The organism is Stenotrophomonas sp. STEN018 (assembly GCF_056760235.1).
Genome location: NZ_JBRREK010000011.1, coordinates 1 through 16,828 on the forward strand (window position 1 = coordinate 1; position 16,828 = coordinate 16,828).

The 16,828-nt window shown below is 62.3% G+C and carries 14 protein-coding genes; 5 read left to right on the top strand and 9 right to left on the bottom strand.

The features are described 5' to 3' along the window. Positions 1 to 123: 123 nt before the first annotated feature. The gene (gene zapE / locus ACVOMB_RS06140; RefSeq protein WP_481530372.1) at positions 124 to 1,218 is read right to left on the bottom strand and encodes a cell division protein ZapE; all 1,095 of its coding nucleotides are present in this window, start codon (positions 1,216 to 1,218) and stop codon (positions 124 to 126) included. Between the two features lie 2 nt (positions 1,219 to 1,220). Beyond that, positions 1,221 to 1,892 (bottom strand): alpha/beta hydrolase, encoded by a 672-nt coding sequence (locus ACVOMB_RS06145; RefSeq protein ID WP_481530373.1) that lies wholly within the window; start codon positions 1,890 to 1,892, stop codon positions 1,221 to 1,223. Between the two features lie 62 nt (positions 1,893 to 1,954). Between ACVOMB_RS06145 and ACVOMB_RS06150 the strand changes: the two genes are divergently transcribed. Then, a complete protein-coding gene (locus ACVOMB_RS06150; RefSeq protein ID WP_481530374.1) occupies positions 1,955 to 2,815 on the top strand; it encodes an EamA family transporter in 861 nt (286 codons plus the stop codon). A 158-nt stretch (positions 2,816 to 2,973) separates the two neighbouring features. Here the strand turns inward: ACVOMB_RS06150 and ACVOMB_RS06155 are convergent, their stop codons facing one another. The 3 genes from ACVOMB_RS06155 to ACVOMB_RS06165 form a co-directional block, all read right to left on the bottom strand. Further along, complete coding sequence (locus tag ACVOMB_RS06155; protein WP_481530375.1) at positions 2,974 to 4,707, bottom strand: ExeM/NucH family extracellular endonuclease; 1,734 nt, start codon at positions 4,705 to 4,707, stop codon at positions 2,974 to 2,976. Between the two features lie 108 nt (positions 4,708 to 4,815). After that, positions 4,816 to 5,334: a c-type cytochrome gene (locus ACVOMB_RS06160; protein ID WP_481530376.1), complete on the bottom strand. Its 519-nt coding sequence runs from the start codon at positions 5,332 to 5,334 to the stop codon at positions 4,816 to 4,818. A 136-nt stretch (positions 5,335 to 5,470) separates the two neighbouring features. Then, positions 5,471 to 6,088: a TetR/AcrR family transcriptional regulator gene (locus ACVOMB_RS06165; RefSeq protein WP_481530377.1), complete on the bottom strand. Its 618-nt coding sequence runs from the start codon at positions 6,086 to 6,088 to the stop codon at positions 5,471 to 5,473. A gap of 144 nt (positions 6,089 to 6,232) precedes the next feature. On the opposite strand from ACVOMB_RS06165, the gene ACVOMB_RS06170 reads away from it, so the two are divergent. From ACVOMB_RS06170 to ACVOMB_RS06180, 3 genes are all read left to right on the top strand, one after another. Then, on the top strand, positions 6,233 to 7,396 hold the full coding sequence (locus ACVOMB_RS06170; protein ID WP_481530378.1) for an isovaleryl-CoA dehydrogenase: 1,164 nt from the start codon (positions 6,233 to 6,235) through the stop codon (positions 7,394 to 7,396). Between the two features lie 290 nt (positions 7,397 to 7,686). Continuing rightward, on the top strand, positions 7,687 to 9,297 hold the full coding sequence (locus ACVOMB_RS06175; protein ID WP_481530379.1) for a carboxyl transferase domain-containing protein: 1,611 nt from the start codon (positions 7,687 to 7,689) through the stop codon (positions 9,295 to 9,297). A 384-nt stretch (positions 9,298 to 9,681) separates the two neighbouring features. Then, a complete protein-coding gene (locus ACVOMB_RS06180) occupies positions 9,682 to 11,652 on the top strand; it encodes an acetyl/propionyl/methylcrotonyl-CoA carboxylase subunit alpha (RefSeq protein WP_481530380.1) in 1,971 nt (656 codons plus the stop codon). Positions 11,653 to 11,680: 28 nt separating this feature from the next. Here the strand turns inward: ACVOMB_RS06180 and ACVOMB_RS06185 are convergent, their stop codons facing one another. From ACVOMB_RS06185 to ACVOMB_RS06195, 3 genes are all read right to left on the bottom strand, one after another. Then, positions 11,681 to 12,850 (bottom strand): putative peptide maturation dehydrogenase, encoded by a 1,170-nt coding sequence (locus ACVOMB_RS06185; protein ID WP_481530381.1) that lies wholly within the window; start codon positions 12,848 to 12,850, stop codon positions 11,681 to 11,683. Continuing rightward, complete coding sequence (locus tag ACVOMB_RS06190) at positions 12,810 to 13,169, bottom strand: hypothetical protein (RefSeq protein WP_481530382.1); 360 nt, start codon at positions 13,167 to 13,169, stop codon at positions 12,810 to 12,812. The genes ACVOMB_RS06185 and ACVOMB_RS06190 overlap by 41 nt, the downstream gene beginning before the upstream one ends. Before the next feature lie 165 nt (positions 13,170 to 13,334). Then, on the bottom strand, positions 13,335 to 13,640 hold the full coding sequence (locus ACVOMB_RS06195; protein WP_481516811.1) for an NHLP-related RiPP peptide: 306 nt from the start codon (positions 13,638 to 13,640) through the stop codon (positions 13,335 to 13,337). A 380-nt stretch (positions 13,641 to 14,020) separates the two neighbouring features. On the opposite strand from ACVOMB_RS06195, the gene ACVOMB_RS06200 reads away from it, so the two are divergent. Beyond that, positions 14,021 to 14,305, top strand: coding sequence for an NHLP-related RiPP peptide (locus ACVOMB_RS06200; RefSeq protein ID WP_481516812.1), 285 nt, complete (start codon positions 14,021 to 14,023; stop codon positions 14,303 to 14,305). A 16-nt stretch (positions 14,306 to 14,321) separates the two neighbouring features. On the opposite strand, the gene ACVOMB_RS06205 is transcribed toward ACVOMB_RS06200, so the two are convergent. Beyond that, a complete protein-coding gene (locus ACVOMB_RS06205; protein WP_481530383.1) occupies positions 14,322 to 16,823 on the bottom strand; it encodes a putative peptide modification system cyclase in 2,502 nt (833 codons plus the stop codon). Between the last annotated feature and the right edge of the window lie 5 nt (positions 16,824 to 16,828).

A 16,828-nucleotide genomic window follows, 5' to 3' on the forward strand; every position in this document is an offset into this window, starting at 1 on the left:
TGTCGCGCCCCCCTCCGCGCCGCCCCCGCGGGCGCGGCCCGCGCCCGCCCGCCGGCCCGCCCCCCCCCAATTATTTTGGCATTGCTGGTAACGCCCCTGCCGAGCATGGCTCGGCACTACGGGTCAGTTGCGGTGCGCGGTGCCCAGGTACTCGGCGCTCTGCATCTCGATCAGGCGGCTGGCGGTGCGCTCGAAGGCGCCGGCCAGGCGGGTGCCGCTGTACAGCAGCGGCGGTGCGTCCTGCGCGGTGCAGACCAGGTTGACCTGACGGTCGTACAGCTCATCGATCAGATTGACGAAGCGGCGCGCGGCATCTTCGTTCATGCGATCGAAATGCGGAATGCCGCCGAGCAGCACGGTGGTGAACTCGCGCGCGATCTCGATGTAATCCGCCGGCCCACGCGGGCCTTCGCACAACGCGCTGAAATCAAACCAAGCAATGCTCTTGCCGCGCCCACGCACCGGAATCTTGCGGCCTTCGATCTGGATATTGCCGCCACGTGCTTCTTCGGCACCGCTCAGCTCCTTCCAGCGACCGGCCAACCACGCATCACTCTCAGCATCGAGCGGCGCGCGGTATACCGGCGAGCGGGTCAACGCGCGCATGCGGTAGTCCTCGGTGCCTTCGGCATACAGCTCGACGCAATACTTCTCCAGCAAGGCAATCGCCGGCAGGAAGCTGTCGCGTTGCAGGCCGTTGAGGTAGAGGTTCTCCACCGCCGTATTGGAGGTGGTCACCAGGGTCACACCCTCGGCGAACAGCCGCTCCAGCAAACGTCCAAGCAACATCGCATCGCCAATGTCGGTGACGAAGAATTCATCCAGCACCAGCACGCGCAGCTTGTCGCGCCACTGCTGGGCAATCTTGGCCAGCGGATCACTCTGCCCTTGATGCAGGTGCAGCTGTTCGTGGATGCCGCGCATGAAGCGGTGGAAGTGGGTGCGGTACTTCTGCTCGATCGGCAGGCCGTCATAGAACAGATCGACCAGGAAGGTCTTGCCGCGACCAACGCCGCCCCAGAAGTACAGGCCCTTTACCGGCTCGGGCTTCTTCCAGAACGCCGACAGCCGGTCCAGCCAGCCGTCCTGCGCGCTGTCTACAATGGCCAGGTGGATACGGTCAAGCTCGGCCAAGGCCGCGTGCTGGGCAACATCGTCGCGCCAATCGCCGCGGGCCACGCCGGCGGCGTAGCGTTGTGAGGGGGTCAGTGCATCCATGCTCAGTTGCTGCCGTCGGGCAGCCAGCGCCGCACTTCATGCTGGATGGCGCCACGCAGGTCGATCAACTTGCGATGGAAGAAATGCGAGGTATCCGGCATGCGCACCAGCTGCGGCGGATTCGGCAGCGATTCCAGCCACTGGTACACGCCCTGTGCGTCGACCACTTCGTCGGCATCGCCCTGTACCACCAGCCAGTTGGCCGGCGGCTGTACTTCGGAGAAATCCCAGGTGCGGCGGCCAATCGGCGGTGCGATCGAGATCAGGGCCTGCGGCTGCAGCTGGGCAGCAGCACGCAGCGACACATAGGCACCGAAGCTGAAACCGGCCAGCCAAAGCGCGGCGTCCGGGCGTTCGCTGCGCACCCAGTTGACCACGGCGCGCAGGTCGTCAGCTTCGCCTTCACCGTTGTCGTAGGTGCCGACCGAAGCGCCGACGCTGCGGAAGTTGAAACGCACCGTGGTGATGCCCAGGTCGCGCAGTGCGCGCGAGACCATGGTCACCACCTTGTTGTGCATGCTGCCGCCCTCGATGGACAGCGGATGGCAGATGACTGCGATGATCGGACGCGCGGCGGACTCGCCATCAGGCAGGTCGACGCCGACTTCCAGCGGACCGGCCGGGCCGTCCAACATCAGCGTCGCCGATTCGTGGGGGAATGGGAGAGTTTGCATGTGGCCATAATAGCGGCCCCGTCCGGCGGCTTCACGCCCGCCCTTCACAACTGTCCAAATCCATGCATTTCCTTGTCCTGAGTGTGATCTGCAGTGTTCTGGTATCGGTGTTGCTGAAACTGGCGCCGCGCCAAGGCATCGACATTCCCCAGGCGGTGACCTGGAACTACTTGGCCGCCACGGTACTGTCGCTGCTGTTGTTCAAGCCTTCGCTGCAATCGCTGCAGAGCGCGCATACGCCGTGGCTGGCCCTGTTTGCCCTGCCCGTGGCCTTGCCCGGCATCTTCCTGGTGCTGGCGCGCGCGGTGCGCGAGGCCGGCATCGTGCGCAGCGACGTGGCCCAGCGCCTGTCCTTGCTGTTGTCGCTGGCCGCCGCCTTCCTGCTGTTCGGCGAACAGGCCAATGGTTGGAAGCTGGCCGGCCTCGGGCTGGGCCTGCTGGCCATTGTTGGCGTGAGCGTGCGTAGTGGAGACAGCAAGCCCGCTGCGGGACAAGGTTGGGGCTGGCTGCTGGGGGTGTGGGCAGGCTTTGCCCTTATCGACATCCTGCTCAAGCAGGTGGCTGCAGCCGGGACGTCTTCCCTCACGGCCCTGCTGGTCAGCTTCAACATCGCCTTCATACTGATGATGGTCTGGCAGCTGCATCGGCATTTAACCGGCAAGAGCCGGATGAGGCTGGCCAATCTCAGCTTTGGCCTGCTGCTCGGGCTGCTCAACTTCGGCAACATTCTGTTTTACGTGCGTGCGCACCAGGCGCTTCCGCATAGCCCGGCGACGATTTTTGCCGGGATGAATATTGGTGTGGTGTGCCTGGGTGCGCTGGTCGGCGTGCTGGTGTTCGGCGAGAAGACCAGCGTGTGGAACCGCGTTGGCCTGGCGCTGGCGGTGGTGGCGATTGCATTGATTGCGCGCGGGACGTTTTGAGGCTTCTGCTGGTTTGGAGCAACAGCAAAGGCACCCCTCCCCGACCCTCCCCTTCGCTGCGCGAAAGGGAGGGAGAAAAGCCGCCCCCTCCCTTTGCCGCAGGCAAGGGGAGGGCTGGGGAGGGGTGCTCTTTAGCTTCTAGCTTCCAGCCCTCAGCCTTACGGCTCAAACCCCAGCAACAACGGATCATGATCCGAGCTGCGCCACGGCCCCGGCACATTGCGGCCCTGATAACCAACCTCGTCAGCCTCATCGGCATTGATATGCCACTCTGCCGCGCCCTTCAGCCGCGCAGCCATGCCCGGGCTCAACAAGGCGTGATCCAGACGCCCGGTCATGCCGTTGTAGACGTAGCTGTAAGGCTGCTGCACACCGGCTACCTTGAACGCGTCCTGCCAACCATCGGCATTCAAGGTACGGATCGGATCTTCCATCGCATAGGCGTTGAAGTCGCCCAGCAGCACCGCATCACGGCTGCCAGTGCCGGTCGGATCTTCCTGCAGCCAGCTGTGCAGCAGCTTGGCCGATTCCACCCGGGTCGCGTTCCAGCAGCCCTGGCCGTCATTGCGATCGGCATTGTCACCGCTCGCCTCAGAGCAGCCCTTGGACTTGAAGTGGTTGGCCACCACCACGAACGGGGTGCCCTTGCGGCCCATGCGGAAGGCCTGCGCCAGCGGTACGCGGCTGCGTTCGCCAAACGGCTCCCGCTCCAGCACCGCAGGTTTGCCAATCGGGCTCACCTTTGAAGCGCGGTAGATGATGCCGACACGGATCGGGTTGTCGCCCGGGCCCTTGCCGGCATCGACGAAGCGCCAGTCGCCATCCTTGCCCTGCGCCGCATTGAGCGCACGCACCAGCTGATCGATCGCCGAGCCCGGGCCGTAGCCGTCGTTCTCCAGCTCCATCAGCGCGGCGACATCGGCGTTGAGGCTGCCGATGGTGGTGATCAGCTTGGCCTGCTGCGCGGCCTGCTGCTCGGCGGTCTTGGCGCCACGCAGGGTGGGATAGCCACCGCCCTTGCCGTCGCCGTTGAAGTAATTTTCCAGATTGAACGCAGCGATGCGCAGGCCGCCGGCCACGGTCGGTGGCTGCTGCGGGCGCTCGGCGTCCACGACTACCGGCGCGGTCAGCTGCAGGCGATAGCCGCCATCGAAACGCTGGTCGACGATGCCCTGCACGTCGCGCAACTGCGCGCCGCTGCGCAGCAGCTGATCCGCCGCCAGGTAGTGCACCGCACCCGGCTCGCGCTTGCCGCTGGCATCATCCAGACGCAGGCGACGACGGTTGTTGTCGGCGATTACTGCCGCTTGTTCGGGGCTACCGGCAGCAGCCACTTCGCTGGGCTGCCACAGGCGACCACCGAAGGCCGCGGTCAGTTCGCCATAGCGCGACAGCTGATCCAGCCCGGCCACGGTCAACCCGGTCGGAATGCGCACCTGCATGCCTTCCAATGCTTCCCAATTGGCGGGTACATCGGTCAACACCAAAGGTGCCGGCACGGGCCGCGCTGCGGCCGGGCTGACGGTCTGCGCCTGCAGCGTGGTCAGGCCCTGCTCGCTCTTGCCGGCAACCTGCTCTTCGACGGTGCCGGTGATACGCAGCCACTGGCCGACCTGCACAGCCTGCTCCTTGGGCAGGCGCACGAACAAGGCATCGGAGGTATTGGCATCGCCATCACCGGCGTCCTGCACGAAGATGCCGCCCAGGCCATCGCGCATATCGGCGGTCACTGCGCCCTCGATGGTGACGGTCTTGCCCGCATACGGGCTGTGGTCTGCCGTGCCCTGCACGCTGCCGATTGGCAGTACGGCAGGCTTGGACGGGGCAGCCAACGCTGCGCCGGAACAGGCGGCAGCCAAGGCCAGGGCAAGCAAGCTAGGGGTACAACGCATGGACGCACTCCGGGGAAGACGGAAACACAAAGCGCCGCCCTGCTAGGGCGGCGCTGGCTATTCTGCAGCAATCGGGTCTATTGCCAGCTGCGTGAGTCTGGCGGCTTTCTATTTCAGATTGGCCAGCATCCAGTCCACGGTGGCGTGGATCTGCTCCTCGCTGAGCCCGGCATTGCCACCCTTGGGCGGCATGATGCCGCCGTCCGGGCCGGTATAGCCCTCGATGGCGTGCTTGTAGAGGGTGTCCTTGCCCTGCGCCAGGCGCTTGTCCCAGTGACTGTGGTCCAAGGTCGGCGCGTTGCCCACGCCCGTGGTATGGCAGGCGGTGCACAAGCTGTCGAAGATGGTCTTGCCGTCCAGGGTGCCGCCGTAGGCACCGCTGGCGGCTGCAGCTGCGGCGGCCGCAGCGGAGGCGGCAGCCTGCGCCGAGGCACCGGTAGCGCCGGCATACACCGCACCGATGGGTGCAATGCGTTCCTCGATGCGCTTGGTCGCGGTCGGCGACACTTCTTTGGGAATGACGTGCTGCAGGTAGGACGCGAAGATGATCAAGCCAATCGTGATGATGGCCAGGATGGCGATCACGATGGAAAAGCGTTTCAGAAACTCAAGGTCGTAATTCCGCACGTCTCATCACCCCGGGCGAGTTGTCGGTGGACCAGCAGCTGCTGGGCGAGTATAGACCAGCGTCCGCCCGCTCCCGCAATGCCCATGAACACGCGCACAAGTGCGGCATTGCAGCATCCCAAGGTGGTTACAGCACTCAGTGCGGCAGCGGCGCACCGGCAGCACGCAGGCATAGCGCACTGATCGCGGTGACCAGATGTTCGCCATCGCGCAGGCCGTCGCGGCTGGGCGCGGTCGGCCCGACCAAGGCTTCGGTGAAGGCACCTACGATGCAGGCCGCGCTGATCTCCAGATCCTGCGCGGGAAGTTCGCCAGCGCGCACACCATCTTCAAGGATGCGCTTGAACACATCACCGAACAGACGCCGGCAGCGGATGCGCTCGGCCTCCACTTCCGGGTCCACCGGCTCGGCGATGAAGGCGTAGGCCAAGCCAGGCCCAGCCATGGCGCGGCGCACGAACGAGGCCACCGCCCGCTGCAGCCGCTGCGGCGCCGGCAAGGGCTGATCGGCGATGGCGGCAAGGATTTCCAGTTCGTGCTCGACGGCGAAGGTCAGCACCTCGACGAACAGCTCGGCCTTGGACGGGAAATGCCGGTAGATCAACCCGGTGGATACCCCTGCCTCGGCCGCCACGGCGGTGATCGGGGCATTCCGATAACCACCGGCAGCCACCAGCCGGCGGGCGGCTACCAGGATCCGCTCGCGGTTGCCCGCCAGCCGTTTTTCCATCAATTCCGAGCGCTTGTAAGCCATTTGTTGATTCTATGTTCAATTTTTGAATTTGTATTCACTTTTTAGCCGGGAGCCGCTAGGCTGCGCGCAAACGCCCGTGCCGACGGCCTGCCCGTCCTCCCAACCCGGTGCGCCCCTTATCGCCAAGCAGTACCGGAGCCAGCCATGCACGTCCCCACCCTGAATTTTGATCTGGGCGAAGAAATCGACATGCTGCGCGAAAGCGTGGCGCAGTTTGCCGCCGCGCACATCGCGCCGCTGGCCGCCGAAGCCGACGCCAGCAACCACTTCCCCAACCAGCTCTGGCGCCAGCTTGGCGAGCAGGGCCTGCTGGGCATGACGGTGGAAGAAGAATACGGCGGCAGCGGCATGGGCTACCTGGCGCATGTGGTGGCGATGGAAGAAATCTCGCGCGCCTCCGGCGGCATCGGCCTGTCCTATGGCGCGCATTCCAACCTGTGCCTCAACCAGCTGCGCAAGAACGCCAGCGAAGCGCAGAAGCACAAGTACCTGCCCAAGCTATGCAGCGGCGAACACGTTGGCGCGCTGGCAATGAGCGAGCCGGGTGCCGGTTCGGACGTGGTGTCGATGAAGCTGCGCGCCGACCTGCGTGGTGACCACTACGTGCTCAACGGCAACAAGATGTGGATCACCAATGGTCCCGATGCCGACGTGCTGATCGTCTATGCCAAGACCGATGCGAACGCCGGTTCGCGCGGCATCACCGCCTTCATCATCGAGAAGGGCATGAAGGGCTTCTCCACCGCGCAGAAGCTGGACAAGCTGGGCATGCGCTCATCCAACACCTGCGAGCTGGTGTTCCAGGACTGCGAAGTTCCGGTTGAGAACGTGCTGGGTGCAGTTGGCGGCGGCGTCAAAGTGTTGATGTCCGGTTTGGACTACGAGCGCGTCGTGTTGTCCGGCGGCCCTCTGGGTTTGATGTCGGCCGCGCTGGATGTGGTGTTGCCGTACGTGCATGAGCGCAAACAGTTCGGCGAAGCGATCGGCACCTTCCAGCTGATCCAGGCCAAGCTGGCCGATATGTATGTCGGCCTCAACGCCTGCCGCGCCTATGTATATGCAGTGGCCAAGGCCTGCGACCAGGGCCGCACCACCCGCCAGGATGCGGCCGGCGCGATTCTTTACTCTGCCGAGAAGGCGACCTGGGCGGCGGGTGAAGCGATCCAGATCCTCGGCGGCAACGGATATATCAACGAGTACCCGGCCGGGCGCTTGTGGCGTGATGCCAAGTTGTATGAGATTGGTGCGGGCACTTCCGAGATTCGCCGCATGTTGATTGGGCGGGAGTTGTTCCAGAAGACCGCATAGAACCGGTTAAGCCCCTCTCCCGCTTGCAAGAGAGGGGTTGGGGTGATGGGAAGCTTCTAGCAAGCAGACCCAATGCTTTAAAAGCTCCCCTCATCCGCCCCTGCGGGGCACCTTCTCCCGCAGGCGGGAGAAGGGACGCAACAGCAACAGCAACAGCAGAGCAACAGCAACGGCAAAAGCAACGGCAAAAGCCAAACAAGAGCAAAGCAAGAGCAAAGCAACACCAAAAGCAACAGCCCTGCTGCCATGTTTCCGCGCGCAGACCAGCTCCAGAATCCAGGACTTCGGCCATGACCGTACTCACCTCCCAACTGCAACCCGGCAGTGACAGCTTCGAAGCCAACCGCGCCGCAATGCAGGCCCAGGTCGATGATCTGCGCGCAACGCTCGCAGCCACCGCGCGCGGCGGCAGCGATGCGGCCCGGGCCAAGCACAGTGCACGCGGCAAGCTGCTGGTGCGCGAGCGCATCGATGCCCTGCTCGATCCCGGCAGCCCGTTCCTGGAAGTCGCGCCGCTGGCCGCACACGGCATGTATGCCGATCCAGTGCCCGGTGCCGGCATGGTCGCCGGCATCGGCCGTGTATCCGGGGTGGAATGCCTGATCGTCGCCAACGATGCCACGGTCAAGGGCGGCACCTATTACCCGGTGACCGTGAAGAAGCATCTGCGCGCGCAGGAAATCGCCCAGCAGAACCGCCTGCCCTGCATCTATCTGGTCGACTCCGGCGGCGCTTTCCTGCCGCTGCAGGATGAAGTTTTTCCTGATCGCGATCATTTCGGCCGCATCTTCTACAACCAGGCCAACCTGTCGGCGCAGGGTATTCCGCAGATCGCCTGCGTGATGGGAAGCTGCACGGCGGGCGGCGCATATGTGCCGGCGATGAGCGATGAGACAGTCATCGTCAAGGAACAAGGCACCATCTTCCTCGGCGGTCCGCCGTTGGTGAAGGCCGCCACCGGCGAAGTGGTCAGCGCCGAAGAGCTGGGCGGTGCCGACGTGCATACGCGCATCTCCGGCGTTGCCGACCATATGGCCGACAACGATCTGCAGGCGCTGGCACGGGTACGCTCCATCATCGCCAACTTGAACTGGCGCAAGCCCGATGCCGGCGTTGCGCTGCAGGCCAGCGAGGCGCCGCTGTTTGATGCGCATGAGCTTTATGGCGTGATTCCAGCCGATACGCGCAAGCCCTACGATGTGCGCGAGGTGATCGCACGTATTGTCGATGGTTCGCGCCTGGATGAGTTCAAACCACGCTACGGCAACACACTGGTCACTGGGTTCGCGCATGTGCATGGCCATCCGGTCGGCATCATCGCCAACAACGGCATCCTGTTCTCGGAGTCGGCGCTGAAGGGCGCGCACTTCATCGAGCTGTGCTGCCAGCGCAACATCCCGTTGTTGTTCCTGCAGAACATCACCGGCTTCATGGTCGGACGTAAATACGAGCACGGCGGTATCGCCAAGGATGGTGCCAAGTTGGTGATGGCGGTGGCCAATGCACGCGTACCTAAGTACACCGTGGTGATTGGTGGTTCGTTCGGTGCCGGCAATTACGGCATGTGCGGGCGGGCGTATTCACCGCACTTCCTGTGGATGTGGCCGAATGCGCGCATCGGGGTGATGGGCGGTGAGCAGGCGGCCAGTGTGCTGGCCACGGTCAAGCGCGATGGTATCGAGGCCAAGGGTGGTGCGTGGTCGGCCGAAGAGGAAGATGCGTTCAAGCAGCCGATCCGTGATCAGTTCGAGTTGCAGGGTCATCCGTATTACGCGAGCGCGCGCTTGTGGGATGACGGGGTGATTGATCCGGCGGATACGCGGCGGGTGCTTGGGCTGGCCTTGGCTGCCAGTCTCAATGCGCCTGTGCAGGACACGCGGTTTGGTGTGTTCCGGATGTGATTGGCGCCATGCGCTTTTTTGCAGAAAGAGCGGTGAATCAAGAGCTTTCGCTCCCCTTCGGGGAGCGAGTTACTTCTCTTTGCTCGTGCAAAGAGAAGATAACCAAGAGAAGCGCCTGTTCAACAGCCGAATGGCTGGTAAAGCACGCCCTGCCTACGCGCCCAGCACGCTTCGCGTGCCGGGTTCACGCCACCGGTGGGATTCTTCGCCACGACATCCCTGTCGTGGCGAAAAACGACGCGCATCCATGCACGTCGCCCTTCGGGTATTACCCACCGCTTCCGTCGCTGCGGAAGGGGCCCGGTAAAGCCAAAGCAAGAGCAACAACAACAGCCAACGGCTGCTCCCTATCCCCTGCCCGCGTGGCACATCATGGATAACGCCATGTTTACGAAGATCCTGATCGCCAATCGCGGTGAAATCGCCTGCCGCGTTATTGCTACCTGCCGTCGTCTTGGCATCGCTACCGTCGCGGTGTATTCGGATGCCGATCGCAATGCGCGGCATGTTCGTCTGGCTGACGAGGCGATCCATATTGGCGCCGCACCGGCTGCCGAGAGCTATCTGCGCGCCGAGGTCATTCTCGATGCGGCGCGGCGCAGTGGTGCGCAGGCTATCCATCCGGGTTACGGCTTTCTCTCCGAGAACGCGGGCTTCGCGCGTGCCTGTGATGCTGCCGGCATCGTCTTCATCGGCCCGCCAGCCAGTGCCATCGATGCGATGGGCGACAAGAGTTCGGCCAAGGCGCTGATGCAGACCGCCAACGTGCCGCTCACGCCGGGTTATCACGGTGAACGGCAGGAGCCGGAGTTCCTGCGAGCGCAGGCCGATGCGATTGGGTATCCGGTGCTGATCAAGGCCAGCGCTGGCGGTGGTGGCAAGGGCATGCGCAAGGTCGAGGCCAGTGCTGACTTCGAGGCTGCGCTGGCCAGCTGCCAGCGCGAAGCGCAGGCTTCGTTCGGCAATGCACATGTGCTGGTGGAGAAGTACGTCGAGCGTCCGCGCCATATCGAGATCCAGGTGTTCGGCGACGGCCATGGCAACGTGGTCTATCTGTTCGAGCGTGACTGCTCGGTGCAGCGCCGCCACCAGAAGGTGTTGGAAGAAGCTCCTGCGCCTGGCATGACTGCCGAGCGCCGCGCTGCGATGGGCAAGGCGGCTACCGATGCAGCACGCGCGGTCGGTTACGTCGGCGCCGGCACGGTGGAGTTCATCGCTGGGCCCGATGGCGATTTCTATTTCATGGAAATGAACACCCGCCTGCAGGTGGAACATCCGGTCACCGAGTTGATCACCGGTACCGATCTGGTCGAGTGGCAGCTGCGTGTGGCCGCTGGCCAGCCGTTGCCGAAGACGCAGGAACAGCTTCAGATCCACGGCCACGCGATCGAAGCGCGCCTGTATGCCGAAGACGCCGACCGCGGTTTCCTGCCCTCGACCGGAACGCTGCGTCATCTGCGCCTGCCGCAGCCCAGTGCCAATGTGCGCGTAGATGCCGGTGTTGAACAAGGTGATGCGATCACCCCGTACTACGACCCGATGATCGCCAAGCTGATCGTCTGGGACGTGGACCGTGCCAGCGCCCTGCAGCGCATGCAGCAGGCCTTGGCGCAGTGTCAGGTCGTCGGCGTGACCACCAATGCCGCCTTCCTGCGCCGACTGGTGCTGACCGACTCGTTCCGCAACGCCAATCTGGACACGGCGCTGATCGAGCGCGAGCGTGAGGCGCTGGATATCCACCACGTTGCTGCCAGTGACAATGATTGGGCGCTGGCGGCTGTGCTCGCTGTAGCCAACGATAGGCTGCACGACAACGACGCATCCCCGTGGGCAATCGCCGACAGCTGGCGCCTCACCGGCCCCGCGGCACGTTCGGTGACGCTGGAACATCTGGAGCAACGCAAGCAGCTGCAGGTGCGCGACAGCACCAACGGCTGGCAGGTGCAGGTCGGCGATGCATCGATCAGCGTGACTGGGAGGACCAGCAGCGCTGGTTACACCCTTCAGCTGGGCGAACGTCTGCAGCGCGGCCACGCAACCCTCGAAGGCAATATCCTGTACGTGTTCGGAAACGAACAGCAGCAACGCTTCAATATCCACGACCCGGTCGCCGAGGCCGACAACAGCAACGATCACGGCGGCAGCCTGCTGGCACCGATGCCCGGCCGCGTCGTCACCTTGCTTGTGAAACCTGGCACAACCGTCAGCCGCGGTACGCCGCTGCTGGTGATGGAAGCAATGAAGATGGAGCACACCCTGCAGGCGCCGGCCGACGGCATCGTGCATGGCTTCCGCGCCAAGGCCGGCGATCAAGTGGCCGATGGCGCGGTATTGGTTGATTTCGAGGCGGGCTGACTTACGCCAGCAACTCAAGTACCAACCATCAAGCAGCCGGCGCGCTCCTCCAAACGCGGTGAGCAGGATCCAGTTCCGCCATGCTCATCACCGGGGCGCGCCAGCCGAAACCGCACACAGCCAGAGTCCCGTACTCCATCGGGTCCAATGCCAGAACCTTTTCCATCTCGACTTCGTTGATGGCCGCTGTCACAAACGCACCCAAGCCGTGCTTGGTTGCCGCCGTATAAAAGGCCTGCGATATATGCCCGGCGTCCAGGGTCACTGCGCGATAGGCCTTGACATGCCTGCGGTACTTCCAGAAGTTGCGCTCGAAGCGGCACACCAGCACGACCATCGCCGGAGCGTTGGCAAACCAGTGCTGTCCAGCCAGTAGACGCTGCGAGAAACCATCCAGATCATTCGGCTGCGCTGCAATGCGCGCAAGCTCGTGAGCAACTGCGTGATAGTGATAGACACCTGCCGCCAGCCCAGCGACATCGCGCACAACCACGTAAGCCTCGGTCGGGTGCAATCCACCACCAGAAGGAACGTTTTTCTTCAGGAAACGCGCGCCCGGCTCGCTCTCAACCACTGCCTTGGACATCAGCACATCCTGCAGCATCGCCGCTAGCGAAGCCATGGCAAGTGGACGTGTCGTATCAAAATTTCTACAGGTCACCCTGCTTTCCAGCAAGCGGTCCATTGAATCGTCGACTACTCGCGGCAGCGCCAGCGCACCAGCCTGTCGAACTGGAGCCTCAGAAGGCGGCACCCCCAGCTTCCGCACCAGGTCCTTGGCGGTAAGCATCTGGCTTCGTTCCATCTCACCCGCGCTGTCCACCCCGTCCCAGCGCGAATGACGATAGTGGATAGCAGACAGCGGCCACCAGTGGTTCTCTCGAACACGCAGGTCAGCGTGTGCTTGATTTCCTGGGGCATCCACATCCAGCACCAATAGACCAAGCTCGACCAGTTTGAGCACCTGCTCGCGAGCCACCGCGTCATCGGGAAGTTGCCTCCATTGTTCGGCGCTGGTGGAAAGCAGCAGCATGCACGCCTCCACTTCCAGTGTGCACACCGTATCCAGATGCGCCGCGTAAACGCGGATACAACGTTCATACTCAAGTCCGGAACCACCAGAGATCAGAGCGTTCAGCGAGAACGTAGCCTTCTCTTCAGGAAGAACTGCCACTGCGTGACAACGTCGGTAATTCATCATTCCTCTTTTCTTGCGTATTGAGCGAACACATGTAGCGGCAGTTGCGCGTACCAGTGCGAAATGTCCACACCCGACACGAACGCCTGGGATCAATCACCAAGGCATTGGAGAACGGCGCACCTTCAATCGATGGCAGACCCCAGTGCTTCCCCGCGTCGCCATCGGCAAATGCTGGAAGGCTACAAGACGGGACAAGGTAGATAGGCAGGATCGCCTCGAACACGGGCTTGTCCAGATTGGCAGTGGCGGCAGGGCGCGCCTTGTCCAGCGCTCCCCGCCTCCACTCTTCCAATCCCGCAAACATCCCAATCGTCATCGGCCTATCTCGGCGGGGGACTTCAGCGGGCCTGCTTGCAGAACCCGCAAAACCATCCCCTCGCTGTAAACAAGATCGGCAGCCTGATTGCAACTGACAAAGGCAGCCGCCTCCAATCAGGCCACCTATCTGAAGCCACCACGGCTCTATATTCCGCAATGGGCCCTAGGCAGCCAGTGCAACAACCTGCCCCGATGCCTCATCAACAAAGCAATACGGCTGATAGAACAGCCCAACCGAAGCTAGCACTTCGACCAACCGCGCGCGCGAAACAGCGAGATCCTCCTTCGAAGCCAGCGGCCCCGGCAACGCACAAAGCGCAGCGGCCTTTGCAGCTTCGGGGCTGACCTTCCTCAGCGCTTCTCCGGGACTCTCCTGAAAAGCGTCACGAAACGCATCATCCGTAACAAGAAGATCCAGAATCTTCACTGCATCGATCATTGAACAAGGCGCCTTTTCTTTCAATTTCATATTCTCTGAGATAGTGATGACAAAAGCCCCGCCAAACTACGGCCCGCCGTTGCTAGCGTCCCGCTTCTTCAAACGCAGTTTTACGAAAGTGCATTCTCCAACGACACCCGATCTTGCTCAATACCCAGAACGATCACGATATGCACTCAACATGACTACATAGACGCACTGCCCATTTCTTCGCAATACCTTCGGCCAGACGCTTGCCTTGCCAATGTGCCAGCAGCGCCGCTATCGCGGACCTCGCGGATACAGCCATGACACTTTCGAATATTGCGTGGCGGCACCAGCTTATAGTTGCGAAGTTCGTCTAAAGTGCTCGCCAAGCGGGCCGTTATAGTTCACTGATGTGACCACTCCATTGATAAGAAGAACTGACAATGTCGAAAGAGAAAGCGCCACTCACTCAAACGGAAGCCATCACCCTTTTAGAACTTCTGACTACAGATCCTGTATTTCGTCAGGAGTTCCAGTCCAATCCAGCTACCGCGCTGGCAAGGATCAGTAAAAATGCTGCCAACTCTGCTCAGGAGTGCAGCATGCCCGGTGAACTTGCGTCCATCGAGGATATGACGATCGCACGAGACCGTATGATTGAACATCTGACAAGCACCAGCATCTTTTCCATTGCGTTTTGCTTCGTCGACGGAAGAACCAGCAACTGATCAACAGTGATCAGACTTATCGGCGCCCGCTCGCAGACGATGCCACACATGCATTGCCTGCGGGCGACTTGGTACTGTCCATGACATTCAACGCCTGCAACACTGAGCTTCCAGCATACTCAGCGTAAGCACGCCCTCGATTTGCTTTCAGCCAGGCGAGCTCATTGGCCGCCGCAGCTGCATCGCCAACATCGTGGTATGCAGCAGCCAACACGCTGTGCACCTGAAAGAGTTCACCGCCGTTTACCATTGCGCGCAAATTCGGCAGCACGTCCTTGGCACCACCTGAAAGACGCAATTCGTTCTGGCCCACCAACGCGATCAGCTCCGAAGCACGTGGATCACGCACCTCCAAAGCCAAGCCATCCAGCTTCTTGCGCTGCGATTCGAACGTATGCCCCATACGCTGGCTTGAGTAGATAACTGCAGCCGCGTAATACAGGCGCTGCCCTCGGTCGGTCTGTTTTGGATCGGTTGTTTTATCAAGCAGCGGCTTCAGCACGGCCTGGATTTGCACCGGAGGGAGGCAAGACCCGGCAGCTGCATGTGCTGTGATCCGCACCGCTGCCAGCAACTCACACTCCAGGCTTTGGTCGTCGCAGCGGGCTGCCGCCCCATCCACGCCTGCCAATGCCTCCTCCAGCTTTCCATCACTCAACGCCAACGAGGTTCCATCAAGCCACCCACCAGGATTGCCCTGAGGTAGCGTCATTAGTATTCCCCATGCCGCAGCACTTTCATCATTGGCAGCCAACGCACCAATCAAGTATCGATTGCTACGACCATCAGCCAACACCATGGCCTCACGCAACGATGCTATTGCTTCCCTTCTTCGCTCCTGGACTAATTGCACCCGGCCATGCAACTGAAGCGCGGCGCTGCGCAGTTCAACCTGGGGAACATCGACACGTTCGGCCGCCCGCTCGGCCTCTGCATAGCGACCCAACGAAAGAGCTGCGAGGGCCAGATTGGCATTTGCCCCATGATGATCAGGGTAAAGATCGGCCAGCATTTTCCATGACCGAAAGCTCGTGACTTCATTGCCATCGTACAACTGGTTTTTCCATGCATCCATGTACAGCGCCTGACGAGCACTCAGCCGATCACGCAAACCTTCCGCCGACGCCAAGCTGGTCCTGGCCTCATCCAGATGCCCCAACCCCACGAACGAACGCATCTCCCCAAGAAACGCCATTGCGAACGTTGGATCCAATCGTGTGGCGACCTGGTAGTACTCCAAAGACTTCTGAATCTCCCCGATTCCGTACGCAGCCTGCGCGGCTGCATACACATGCAGCGCGTCGAGATTGTTGGTAGCAACCTGCGGCAAGGGCAATGAGGCCCGACCCAATGCTTCGTTCGTCTCGCCAAGCTTCAAGCGAATTGCTGTAGCAACCTTGTCCAGGGAGGCCAGCGCGGAATCCAGCCCTCTACCTTCCGAGTGCTCTGAGTACACGACCCTACCGGATACCGGATCGATAACATCCATGCTGACGCGCAGCTTTCCATGAATCTCCTGCACACTTGGCATGACCACGGCGCGCGCGCCATCTCGGATGGCAACCTCTTTGGCTGTATCACGATCCAGCGGATGTGCCGGGTCCTTGCGCATCTGCCGGAGCGTCTCACGCACCTTCAGATCACTGATGACATTCACGTGCCGGGATTGCTCCAGGCTGATCCTCAATGCTTGCTGGAGGGCGTCGTCCAGCACCAGGTTACCGGTCTGGTTGGTGAAGTCCCCCACCACCACCCAATCCCGCTCGGCGAAAGCGATCGCTGGCTCCGGCCGAACCAACGCCCATGCCACGGCGCCGATTGCCACTACCAACATCAACTCGGCGACCAGCGCCGCTGGCCGCCGCCACAACGGCAGGCGTCGCCAGGCTTTGTTGGAACGCACAGGCATGCGCAACGGGGCGTTGCCCGCAACACCAACTTCGAACACTTCCTGCGGTGTCGGCAGGCCCTTGAAGTACCAGCGGCCATGCGACTTCCATTGCAGGCCGTTGCCACGCCCGCCAAGCTCTCGCTGACTGGCACGCAATAAGGCCTCGGCTACCGCTGACAATAGAATCTGATTCGGTCGCGCCAACGCCATCAAGCGGGCCGCCGTGGGCTTGGCCACGCCTTCCACATCCACTGGCTTGGCACCAGCGGCAACTGCATCCTCATCGTTGCGCCAGAACAGCACGTCGCCTACATGGATGCCAACCCGCGCCTGCAGCGGCAGCTTGCGCTCACTGCCTATCTCGCCCAGCGCATCCAGGTAGTCCAAGGCAAAACCCAGGCCTTGGGCAGGCACGTCGAACAGCAGAAACATGCCATCGGAACGGTCGATGAGCCGACCTTTCCAACGCTGCAACAGCTGCAGTGCACGCACGTCCAGGGTGCGGAACAGCTCAGCGGCTGCCGCGTCGCCAATGCGTGCCGTCAGCTCCACCGAGTCACAAAGGTCGGTGAGAACCAGCGTCTTGAGCTGGCGATCGGACGAGAGCGCGTCAGTCTCGCTGGTCATGCGTT